At 43.6% G+C, this 12246-nt stretch carries 6 protein-coding genes and 1 pseudogene; 2 read left to right on the top strand and 5 right to left on the bottom strand.

The genetic code is table 11. From position 1 onward, the window contains the following. Positions 1–10: 10 nt before the first annotated feature. Both A8990_RS16680 and A8990_RS32155 read left to right on the top strand, forming a co-directional pair. Entirely contained in the window at positions 11–571 is a 561-nt protein-coding gene (locus A8990_RS16680) for a superoxide dismutase family protein (RefSeq protein WP_245996060.1), read from the top strand. Between the two features lie 160 nt (positions 572–731). Next, positions 732–923 (top strand): annotated as a pseudogene (locus tag A8990_RS32155) (cupin domain-containing protein); the annotation flags it as partial. 544 nt (positions 924–1467) lie between these two features. On the opposite strand, the gene A8990_RS16670 reads toward A8990_RS32155, so the two are convergent. The 5 genes from A8990_RS16670 to A8990_RS16650 all read right to left on the bottom strand — a co-directional run bounded on the left by A8990_RS16670 (position 1468) and on the right by A8990_RS16650 (position 12235). Next, complete coding sequence (locus tag A8990_RS16670; RefSeq protein WP_147306822.1) at positions 1468–3624, bottom strand: penicillin-binding transpeptidase domain-containing protein; 2157 nt, start codon at positions 3622–3624, stop codon at positions 1468–1470. 224 nt (positions 3625–3848) lie between these two features. Next, positions 3849–4460, bottom strand: a complete 612-nt coding sequence (locus A8990_RS16665; protein WP_116190176.1) for a hypothetical protein — start codon at positions 4458–4460, stop codon at positions 3849–3851. Positions 4461–4474: 14 nt separating this feature from the next. Continuing rightward, complete coding sequence (locus A8990_RS16660; RefSeq protein WP_116190175.1) at positions 4475–4942, bottom strand: peptidoglycan-binding domain-containing protein; 468 nt, start codon at positions 4940–4942, stop codon at positions 4475–4477. 1191 nt (positions 4943–6133) lie between these two features. Further along, a complete protein-coding gene (locus tag A8990_RS16655; RefSeq protein ID WP_116190174.1) occupies positions 6134–6451 on the bottom strand; it encodes an Imm32 family immunity protein in 318 nt (105 codons plus the stop codon). A 9-nt stretch (positions 6452–6460) separates the two neighbouring features. After that, a complete protein-coding gene (locus tag A8990_RS16650) occupies positions 6461–12235 on the bottom strand; it encodes an RHS repeat domain-containing protein (RefSeq protein ID WP_116190173.1) in 5775 nt (1924 codons plus the stop codon). Positions 12236–12246 lie beyond the last annotated feature (11 nt).

The following is a 12246-nucleotide window of genomic DNA, read 5'->3' as shown; positions in this document are numbered from 1 at the left end:
ACAACGACCCATGAAAATGACAGGTTCCATACTTAACAAGACCGCACTGTGCGTCATGCTGCTCAGTCTATCGGTAGGCGCATCAGCGAAGACCCACCCCGCTGCGGCAGATCATGGAGGCGGCGAGACGGTTAACGTGAAGATCGTTAATGCGCAAGGCACCGAGATTGGTACAGCGACATTGACGCAGAATCACGATGCGGTACGGCTTCATGTCGAAGCAAAGAACTTGCCGCCAGGCATGCACGGCATTCACTTCCACGAGACTGGCAAATGCGAAGGGCAGAAATTCGAATCTGCAGGCGCTCACCTCAATCCGAACAAGAAGCAGCACGGTTTCAATAACCCGCAAGGCTTCCATGTTGGCGACTTGCCGAATATTCAAGTAGCTGCTGACGGCACGGTTAAAGTCGATATCGAGACGAAGATCGTTACGCTCGAGCCGAATAAGCCGAATTCGCTTAAGAAAGCCGGCGGTTCAGCGCTTGTCATTCATGCTCAAGAGGACGATTATAAAACGGATCCATCCGGCAATTCCGGCGACCGCATCGCTTGCGGCGTCATTCAATAACGAACTGTTCACGGAACGGTCATCGATTGCGCGTATTTTGCGGTCGATGGCCGTTTACAACTTTGCGCGACTAATATACATTGAACCATGGAGCCCCGAAAGATATAGAGAACCAAGCAAGTCCGCATACTTGCACGAAAAGGAGAACCGCATACTGATGATTACAAAACAGCTATCACCGCTCGTTCAGCAGCTGGATCTGGAGCCGCATCCTGAAGGCGGCTGGTACAGAGAGCTCTGGAAAGCATCGTTTGAAATTCCGCAAGCCGTTCTCGGCGATCGTTATTCCGGTAATCGTGCCGCAGCGACGTCGATTTATTTTGTACTCCACCCCGATGAAGTATCAGATTGGAAGTTCTGTCTTGTCGAAAAGTGTGTAATAAGACTAGATAGACCATTCTCTCTTGTTTTTTTGGCTTTTTTATTCCTTACACATCATTTCCTGTGTAATAATACAATATTTTTCTGATGTACAAGACCCTTATGCTAGGAAATGGGATCCAGCGAATGTAACTGCATAAGATGCTTTTCTAGATAGTGATCTAGATTAGGACCTAGCATCAACCGTAGTCATCGGCATATTTCGCCGACTTATATTCAAAGTAAACTTCACAATCGACCCATTGTGTTTCTTTTAGTTAAAAGCAAAATAAGACGTGGTCAAAAGAAACAATCAAGCCCAAGGGTAAACAACAAAAGCTCATCCAATTGGTTAAGCAGTACGTATAAATAAAAAACGGACCAGTCTCCTGTGGACTGATCCGTTTTTTTCTCCGGCTTGCTACGAATCCCTGAAATTGTTACCTTTTATCTCTTCAATTCAGCTTGCCCCCAGTTCAGTTGTTGTGACCATAATAATATTCCTGCCTTCAGCGGACACGTTCCCCCTTAAAAAGCTAATCCTTATCCGGCGGCAACAAATTCAACTCCAGCACTGGGGTCCCATTTAACTTCACATTCGTTTGTGATCTGACGAAACCTTCGCCACTCACAGTACAGCGGAGTTGTAAGATCGAGCATATCTGCATTGCATCTCGAAGAGGTAAACCTTTCATACTCGGTACTTCAAGCTTGCTCTGCTCCTGCGTAAGCAAGTAAATCTTCTGATTGGGTCCGACGGCGGAGCCAGCTTTCGGGATCTGTCTCAGTACCTTGCTGCCTGCGCCGACGTCAACATAAATTAGCTTCTTTGAGGCTAATTTCTTCTTCGCCTCCGAAAGCGTTTGGTTTGTCACATCTGGAACCGTGACGGTTAATTCCTTGAAAGAACCTCCTTCTCTTTCGTCGTTCGTTAATATCGGCTTAACTCCAAGGTGGCTTAGGCTTTGCGACATAATTTGCTTGAAAATCGGTGCAACAGCGGAACCACCTGATAGTAGCCGGTCGTTCGGTTCGTCCATAACAATGTAGAGCACGACCTTCGGATTGCCAACCGGTGCGAAACCGATGAATGATAGCACATACTTGTCATCTGCATATCTATTGGTACCTGGTATAACCTTTTGCGCAGTCCCCGTCTTCCCAGCGACGCGATAGCCCTCAATATATGCGTTCTTACCTGAACCAATTTCTTGGTCGGATACAACTTGTTCTAAATATTCGTCAACCTGATCGGATGTTTTCTTAGTAACGACTTGCCGGACAAGCTGAGGCTTCGTTACGACCACTTTCTTCGACACAGGATCTTCAATTTCCTTGACCAAATGAGGTACAAGCAGCTTACCTCCGTTTGCGATGGCAGCGACGGCGGCAACCTGTTGAATAGGTGTCACTTGTACCTTGCCTTGACCGAACGCGGCTGTCGCGTACTCTACCGGATAATGAGGATTAACTCGCCCGGATGCTTCACCGGGTAATTCAATTCCGGTCTTCTTACCAAAGCCAAAATTATTTATGTAACTCATTAACTTGTCCGGCTTCAAACCCTCGTAGCCCAGTTTGACGAACGCGACGTTACTGGACCGTTTCAAGCCTTCTAGATACGTAATCGTACCCCAGTTCTGATGGATATCGTGAAGCGTATCCCCTGGTACCTTGATCGATCCTGATTTGTAGGTAGCATTGGGGTCGAAAATGTTATTCTCCACCGCACCCGCGAGCGTCACGATCTTAAACGTGGATCCCGGCTCGTACAGCGACTTGATTGCATTGTCGTAAAAATTTGCCTGAGGTGCTGTCCAATATGTATTAGGGTTAAAATTTGGTAAACTCGCCATGCCCAGAATTTCCATCGTCTGCGGATCAGCGGCGATAGCCGTAATACTCTTCGGTTGGTACTTTTTGAACGCTTCTTTTAACGCATCTTCAATATAATACTGAATGTTCATGTCGAGCGTAAGCTTCACGTTCTTACCATCGATCGACGGTTTGAAATCTACGTTACCATTATCGATGATGACCCCATTGCCATCTCGCTCGTAATTGATATGCCCCTCTGTGCCCCTTAATTGGCTGTCCAGTGACGCCTCCAACCCCATTACGGCGTTGCCTTCCTTATCTTCGTATCCGATTACATGGGAAGCAAGAGTATTCTTCGGGTAGAAGCGTTTTTTCTCGTCGATTAAATAGATACCGCTGTCCTTGTGCTTCGTTTGCTTACTCAGATCCTCACGAAATGAGAAGATTCGATCGGCGACAGCTTTGTCGATCTTCCAGCCGCCGTTGTGCAGCTCGCGCTGCTGATAAAACTTACCGTTCGCTTGTTTGGCTTCAACAACACTGCGGACATACGATTTTGAGATGCCGAGCACTGAGCTTAGCTTGTTTACAATAACTTCCTCCACTTTTAAGTCGTGTATGACTTGAGGGTTGACGGCGACAGTATAAGCAGTCACGTCCATAGCTAGTACGCTGCCAGAACGGTCAGTAATCATGCCGCGCTGCGGTATCAGTGTGTCCGATTTCGACCATACCTCTTTCGCTTTCCCTATCCAGAAATCCGCCTTAACGACCTGCACCCAATAGATTCGTCCGACAAGAAAAATAAAAAGGAGGGTAATAATCCCTCCTATCATTAGTATACGTAATTTAATAAGTTTGATTATCTTCTTCACCTTATTCCTATTTCAATGCGTGGTGATGTTTCGTAATAATATTTATTCGCCATTCACCAACTGATTCCTTCCTATTTTTCCTATTGTTAGACCTAGGTGACTATACTTAAGTAAAAGACACTATGTGCGACACAAAGGATGCCAATTGATGATTGGCATCCTGTTGATGTGCTACTGTATAGGTCTGTTAAATATAAACAAACTTAAAGTCAGGTTTGTTCTATTCATTCTTGTACTTGATTGATTACATTCATTAAATCATCCACAGTACCGTTTAATGAAGAAGCCGAGAACAGGTGGTCTTTTGTAATTAAATGCACGACTTTTCTAACCGTTCCGTCTACAACAATTGCGGAGTGACCATTAATCTGAGTCTGTTTGATATTTTCTCCATTATACCTACTTATTAAATTTTCTATAGTACCTTCTTCATCCAGTAGCGCTGGCCCCTGAGTAAAGGTAATTTCAACATTTTCTGGTGTAGTATAAGTTGTTCTCAATAAGAGACCTATGTCAGTTTCGCGAGCATAAATTTCTGATTCTGTCATAATAGAAGTAGAATTAATAGATCTTCCAGCGTTACCAATTGTAACTGACTGAGGTACAAAAATTTGGTTCTCAGGAACTTCTGAAATGTTTACTGCATCTGGATCTGGCGTTCCTTGGAGGAGAGGAGTTTCGACAGTTGTTTGGTTCGCCACTGGGATAGATGAATCTATGTTAGTTACTTGCGTTTGTTGTTGGTCATTTTCATTTGTTGCGGCATAAGTGTGATAACCATAACCACCAACTAATGCGAGAGCAAATAAACCGATACTAATCTTTTTTTTCACCATTTTTTATGCACTCCTTAATAAACTGTAAATGAGTTAACGATCGTATTATCGCTCTTATACTTCAATTTACCGACAAGGCTACTTGTAGTTGGGTTATTGTAATCGACATAATATGTTGTGCTACTTGGTGTATCTAACCAGAAAGTTGAAGTTGTTTCTGCTACTGTGTATGCAGACATTTTACTCCAAGATGCTGGCCCCATTGAGCCATCAGAAGTTAAACCATACGCAGTTTGGAAGTTTTGTACCGCCGTTTTAGTACTTGAACCAAAGCTTCCATCAATCGTACCAACAGTAGCAGCTTGGCCAAACGCATACAAATTCGCCTGTAGAGCCCTTACGTAACCTCCTGATGCACCTTGCTGCAGTGTTGGGAAACTATTAAAGTTTGTTGCATAAGCTGCTGCAGCTATACCAGCAACCATAAGTGACCCAGCAACTGCTAATGACAAAGCTACCACTGATTTTTTTTTCGATTTCACTATTTGCTCCTCCTCATCTTCACTTTCTTACATATTCCTTACAATTTTGAGGCACACCAAAAGGATAGCCCTACTTTATCGTGAGGTCAATCACTATATTTCCATTTTTTATAAAATGAGGAGATAGTAGGGGGTTTGTGGGTCCTGAAAATCCAATGCAATTTCGAATTAATACAATTTTCGACACCATTCAAATAAAATAGCCGCGAATTTCTGACCTATAATGAGAAAATATTCTTGTCACCTGACAGTATCAATGTGGGCCCCCACATAATCTGTGTATTATAAGGGGAGTTTTTTCTCGTTCGTACGTTATAAGGTAACCAGTAGAAACCTAAGATTATGGCTTTTCATCCCTTTTAACGGAGCCAATGAACTTACCATTATGTGGGACATTTTTCTTACAGAATCAAACATAGGACAAATGATTGTCTACAGTATTAGATCATTATTCTAAAGGCTATGTTAAATTATAGTGTTGATATTTAACCAAAAGAAAAACCGCCCGTATTATAAGGCGGTAAAGTGCTGTCATTATGCGTTTGTAAGATAATAAAGAGAGTCTATTGACTTTCGATAGTTAATCAATAGGTATTAATAGCTCGATTTTTTCTTCGTCTGCTTCTATATAAAAAAATTTCAATAGAACAAGCTCCATTTAGATGTTTACGCCCATTCTTTTGAATACAATCAAATACATGACCGTACCCATCACGGATTGTTTTATTGTGCAAGTAACTTTTACATAACCGTGGCTACATTTTATAAAACACATGAAATCGGTTGGGGGGGGGGATCTGAGATTTCGTGAAGCGATGTCCGTAACATCCACCTGACAGAGTCTCGCTCTGCCTTTTCCTTAATGCTCACCACCGACGGCTTTTGACCATAGCAGCTTAAGGTGGTTTTAAGCCTCCGCCTGTGCAGCGGCTCCGAGGGGCTCTCCCTCATTTTTTGTTCAGATTGCTTGGTGTGCTTACACGCCAAGTATTCGTGGCGCACAGTCATCTGCGTAACGGGTCAGTCGATGGCCTCGTTCTGTCATCGCTTTGTCCAACGGATGAAGATAGATATTGTCAGGCAGCGGGCATTATGCGACGCCATATAAAGATACAAGTTCATTTGTTCAAAAATTGAACAAGCTGACGCCGATTGAATACCGACGCCAGCTCATTTTAATTTAATGCATTATCACTTTATATAAGAATTAATTGAATCAAAATCAGAACAACATATAATTAATTCAGCACTATCTGGGTGAGAAAAGAACCCTAATACTTGGGAGAGATAATCTCTTTCACAGGCATCAACATGGATATGATAGCCGTTTTCATAATTTCTATTTGCTAGTTTAATCAAATGATACCCTAGTCCTATCATTGCGTTCTTACTTAAAGAAATCATTATTCGATCTTTATTTAATACTTCAATCAGACCGACGTTATCCTTATTAGGGAACTGTAAGCCACTATCATCGGACAAATTGATAACTATTTGATTTTCGCTCATATGCTCCTCCTACTTTGTTATTGCTTTTATTACTTTTCCAGCTTCATCCACTATTATGTGAAGGTTGTACTTAATATTACCGTATGCATTTTGAATTTCAATATTAAAGTGGTCGACTGGGTCGGGATATTCCGGTCTAATTGGATGAGCATGGTCCCCAACATCCTTTCTAAATATAATTTTCCAACCATCCTCCAATTCTTTATATAGCTGATTACCCTTTTTACCTAATGGTTTAGATTGCTTAATTAAGTCAACGAGCAAATCAATTGCTTTAGGCGCTTGTTTAGCAGTAAAAGCAACTTCCCCAGCTCCGTCTGCCATACTCAATATAGTAAGTGGAATATGGAATCCTTTACTATCCATCCACGACAGTGGATCACTCACGCAACCGCTACACTCTTCATGATGAGTCATATCCAAATCTGCTCGCATCATTGGGTTTCCAATAGGTTTACCGTTTACTTTTTCTTTCTGACCGATGTGTTCACTATCGTCGGAATAATGTGAACCACCCCAATCCTCATAATGCTTTCCAGTGCCACCACCATCACATGCACCAGCATGAGAGAATTTCCCATCTGCCGATGTACACCAGTGTCCTGTCGGATCAACATTCGTCAACGGATTATTATGCACATACGTATACCGATTCAAACTCAGAGGATTATCCACTTGTCCTTCATAAGTATCCTCATTAAGAAACCTACCAACACTTGGATCATACCATCTTGCACGCAAATATTGCAGCTTGGTTTTATCGTCATACAACTCACCGCTGTATTTGAACGGATTGTGAATCGTTTCGGACTGGGACAGAATATTGCCCCAAATATCATATTGATATTTGTTGAGCACATTACCCTGTTGATCCCTTAGCTCAACTAGATCGCCATGTCCATTGTATAGTGGATATGCTTTGGTTCCATCGGCGTATTCGATTGCTTCCATCTGATTGCCGCGAATGTAGTTTGCTTTCAGTTGAGGAACGCCATCTACGACTGTCGCTTCGGCGATAATCTGGTCGCCGTCATAGTAATACCGCGTGGTCTCACCGTTTTGCATGCGATCTACAAGTAGGCCGTCACCATTATAACGATATTGTACTGTCGTATTGTCTTCCGTTTTCACTTCGGTCAAACGATTGAAGTCATCGTATTTGTTCTCCATGACAGTCGGTGGAACCAGGCTTTGCTCTGATGAGGTCACTTTACGATTTCCGCGCGCATCATAGCTGTACGACTCTGCAAACTCCGTCGAAGTCTCGGCACGATTCAAAGCATCGTAGGTAAAATCGTCGGTCTTGGTATCATAAGAGGCATCTTCCGTTAGCTGTTTCTGAATACGATTGTCAATGTTCTTGTTCGCATCATAGTGATACGTGTATTGATTGATCTGTTTATCGTTTTGAACATGGTCCAGCCCTTCAAGCTGCATACCATTGAATGTGTTTCGGCTGCTTATTCCATTCAATGCATCCGTTTGCTCATGCAATCCGTTCAGGTAATACGAATAGGATGCATCTGCTTTTAACGGGTCTGTACCAACCGTCTTCAATTGATTCAAATTGTCAAACGAATAATAAGTTGTGCTTCCGAACGGCCCTGTCATTTGCTTGCGGTTGCCGCTCACATCATCATACTGTAGGGATACCTTGAGCCCATCTGGGTAGATCGTTTCTTTCAATTGCTCGGTAAACGGATCGTAGTGATATGATGTCATTCCGATTACATCCGTCATCGTGAGACGTTTGCCGGCATCATCATACTCGTAGCCGATCGATACCTCGTCGCTGCTATAAGATTTTAACCTGTTGCGCGCATCGTAGTCATACATGATCGTTTGACCGTTGCGATCCAGTTTCCTTACAACGTTGCCGTTGGTATCATAGTACAACTTCTCAATCCGACCTTCCTCATCCTTGGTTTGGATGACGCGGCCCATTTCGTCATATACGGATTCTTTGAATTTATTATCCGGGTTCGTCGTTTTGATCAGATTGCCCACGCTATCGTAATCGTAGCTAGTAATCTCATTCTTGGCATTAGTAACGGTTTTCAACCGTGCGAAGGCATCGTAAGCAAATTTGGTCGTTTGCTGCTTTGCATCTTTCTGCTCGACTACCGTGCCAAAGACCGGATGGTACACATAACTTGCTACAGGCTGGATGTTGCTGTTTTGCGTCGCTCTTTCTTCCGTCTTGCTGAGCATGCCCAACTTATCGTAGGTTTGAATGACGGAATAGCCTTCTGCATCCGTACTTGTGACTTGTCGGGATGTGTCATTATAGGCCGTGTTCGATTCAGAACCGTCTGGCAATACCGCTTTGGTCTCGCGGCCCCAACCGTCATATAGATGATTAGTTCGGTTGCCTTCAGCGTCTTCGTTCCAGCTCATCCGACCGTTACTATCGTAGCCGTATTTAGCCTTCTTTCTGTAACCTGTGCTGTCGAACAGTCCTTCTTCTATCTTGAGTCCAAGGGCATTCCAAGTTGTCTTAGCTTTTGCTCCGACCTCATTCGTTGTCGTGATCGTGTTCTGAATGTCATCGTAAGCAATGTTGAACGTTGATCCGCCTGGGTAAGTTACTTTGTTGGCACGTCCAAGCTTGTCGTAAACAAAGGAAGTACGGTTGTTCTTCCCGTCTACCCTGGCGTTAACTAGACCTGTGGCTAGGTCATACTCCGCTCTTGTCGTGACGGTCTGCGGATTCTGATCGGCATCCATTGCCGTAATGGATTGGCTCGTTGGATACGCGCCATTATAAGCAGCATCGTACTCAATATTGGTGACGATGCTTTTCGTGCCATTCTTTATGGTAATCGATTTGAAGTTCCCATGTGAATCCATATTGCCGAAATCGGATTGCTGCAGTACGTTGCCTGAGGCATCATTTTCCCTGACGACAACTAGCGTGACATCGCCCTGCGCATTGCGGTTATAGGTCGTATGATTATACTTTCCGGTATCCACCGGAACAAGCGTCGTTTGCAGTAAATGCTTAACGGTATCATATGTGTTCACGATTGTATTACCTTTGGCATCCGTAGACTGCACAATATTACCGTAGTCGTCGTACTGGCTACTGGTTGACACTGTATCCGCCGTCAGATTGTCGCTTTGAGTCGTTGACGTCGGTACAGAAACAGGATAGGTATTGCTTCCGACTTTCTTGGCATAGGCATTTGCTGTTGTTTTAACCTCACCATCTGACGTCATATCTGTTTTATCCAGAAAATACTTCGCACCTGTAGCGGTATCAATGTAATCTTTCTTGAAATAAGATATCGTTTCAGTTAATCCGTCACTAACCGATGTTTGGAAATTAAAATCCTGGTTATATGTTGAAGCGAAATCATTGCCGAAATAGTTCATCGTTTCCCGATTATACGTTGCTGTCGACCCATCACTAAGTTGTACGTCATCCTTGCGCGAAAAAACGCGATAAGCTTGGTTAAATGAACTTGCACCGATAAACCGTTTTACCGGATTTTCTTCATAGACGTACTCTGACATCGCGCCTGTTGGATGCTGGACATGCGTGAGAAGCGCATACGGGTTAGATTTTTCTCGGCTTGGATCATACGACATCAGATTAAACTTGGCATCTTTCAGATCGTATGAATAGGTCGTTATGCGGTCCTTTGCATCCGTTACTGAATTCAGAAGCTCGACGCCTTGCGAGGTAGACTTCGTATATTTAACCGTCTGTTGCCCTTTCGTTATCGTGACCTCAGTCTGGGAATAGGCAATATCAAGCGTATTACCGATTGCATCCTTGACCTGGCTAAGCAGTTTTCGGCCGTAAGTCGCATTCTGGGTATATCTGAACTGAATTGTATTGTCGTAAGCATCGGAAATCTGCAAGAGTCGTCCATCAGACGAGAAATGCTGCTTCCACGTGCCATCGACTGGAACGAGCGCGTACTGGGATGTTTCGCCTCCTACCGTGACGGAAGTATCAGTTACAAAACTTAGACCCTCCCAGTCGTAGCCTTTCAGCTTACTACCTTCCACTTTATAACTTCCACCACCGGCAAGATGAACGGTTTTATCCGAACCTTGAACCTCGACGTATGGAATATCCCACGACCACCCTTTTCCGATTGGGAACTTCTTCTCATCCGCTGGCATGGTCGTGTTGTTATAGTAGGTCGTTGAAGTGCCGATTTGTTCATTTGTTACGACAGGGCTTGGGCTGCTGCCGAAATAATAATTATACCCGGCATCATATTTATATTGGGCTCCAGGGTTACTAGCGACTGAATTCTTAAAATCATTTGCGCTTGTCGAATCTGTAAAATAGCCGACCTTGTCCTGGAAGCTTACCGGCGATCCTTCATACGTAACCGATTCATACCAAGCCGGAGGGTTATACTGATATGCATATCTCCACTTAGTTCCATTACCATAATCACTCCAAGCGCCATACGATTGGTTCCCAGATCCCGCCTTCGAGACGGTGCCTTTGTAATTTTGTTGATACATTCGAGTATCTACAGCCGGCTTGGTAACTTGCCCGGAGTAATTAGCTCTCCACTCTTTGGTACAGACATAACCTGGAGTGCCTGGATTCGCACAGGCCTTTATTAGGTCTGTAGACGTTCTGTAAAGCGTACCTGAATAAGTGCCGTCATCATATGGCTTGGAATCCGCGCAAGTGTTCGAATAACTGCCTGTTGCATACCACTGACCCTGAGCATCATACTTTCCGGGTAATGTGTTCGGACATGTACCTGATTGAGTCTTAGTATCAGCAGCCGTATACGATCCCGAAATTACAGTAGAAAGTCCGTCTTTACTTATTGTCCCGGTATAACCATCTTGATTATAGGAAATCGTTGATGGAAAACTGTTTGTCTTACTCGTTAGAGAACCAGTTCCTTCTTTGGAAACTGATGGTGTGCCGTAAGAAATATTGAGATGCTGCTGCGCTTCCTCTTGTGTTGCGTAGGAGCCAGCTGTTTTCTTATTTTCTTCAAGTACCATGGTATTATAATCCGGTGCACCATCCGCATTATAATCTTCTTGAACCCATTTTACCTCGTTGTATTTAACATCATAACGAGTTGTTTTGGGCTTCTTTATGGCATTAAAGGAAACAAAGTATCCATAGATGCCCGAAGTCGATACACCGGGTTCCATATCATAAAACTGCGCTGCATTTGAATCGTAGATTCTCTTTAATACAAATGAGAGGCCATTTCGTCCAGGCAAACTTATATCTTCACTATTTAGTGACAAGCTGCCAGACATACTGGAAATAGACTCATTTATCGAACCGATCCCGTATGGGGCTTGTTTCATTGCGTTCTTATCATATTCGGGCGGGGCTTCTGGTTCAGGTTCCTCACCGGCAACAGCACTCTGCATCATGGTTGATTCAGAATAGCTCTTATTCCCGTTGGATTTGCCACCAGCTTTCGCCATGGCCTTACGGATTTCCGATTTAGGTAAGTGGTCATTCACTTTCGAAGCCGCTTCTTGTGATTTATTGATCTCTTTCGGAAACAAGTCTCCCAGAGCGGTGTCATAGCTAACTTGATCTATCTTTGCCTTAACGAACACCGCATAAATTTGATCCAAAGAATATCCTTTATCTAATTGCTTTTGAATAAAGGACGCATTAGATCCAAAGCGGTCCACAATGGTCTGGATCGTAGGCTTGTTATTTTGATTGTCAGCTGCATAAGCGACTGACTTCGAATCGTATGGAATAAAGCCGATGATCAATGCCGCAATAAGAATAATGCTGACAATTGATTTGGATGTTTTGAAGAACAACTGTATCGCTC

Source organism: Paenibacillus taihuensis, from assembly GCF_003386535.1.
Lineage (GTDB): Bacteria > Bacillota > Bacilli > Paenibacillales > Paenibacillaceae > Paenibacillus_Z > Paenibacillus_Z taihuensis.
Note: the sequence above shows the minus strand (reverse complement) of the source record. Positions and strands in the feature narration are given on the sequence as shown.

What these genes read in the sequence shown, in the direction of transcription:
- A8990_RS16680 (WP_245996060.1), top strand. Translation starts at nt 11, where the DNA reads ATGAAAATGACAGGTTCCATACTTAACAAGACCGCACTGTGCGTCATG.
- A8990_RS16655 (WP_116190174.1), bottom strand. Translation starts at nt 6,451, where the DNA reads ATGAGCGAAAATCAAATAGTTATCAATTTGTCCGATGATAGTGGCTTA.
- A8990_RS16665 (WP_116190176.1), bottom strand. Translation starts at nt 4,460, where the DNA reads ATGGTGAAAAAAAAGATTAGTATCGGTTTATTTGCTCTCGCATTAGTT.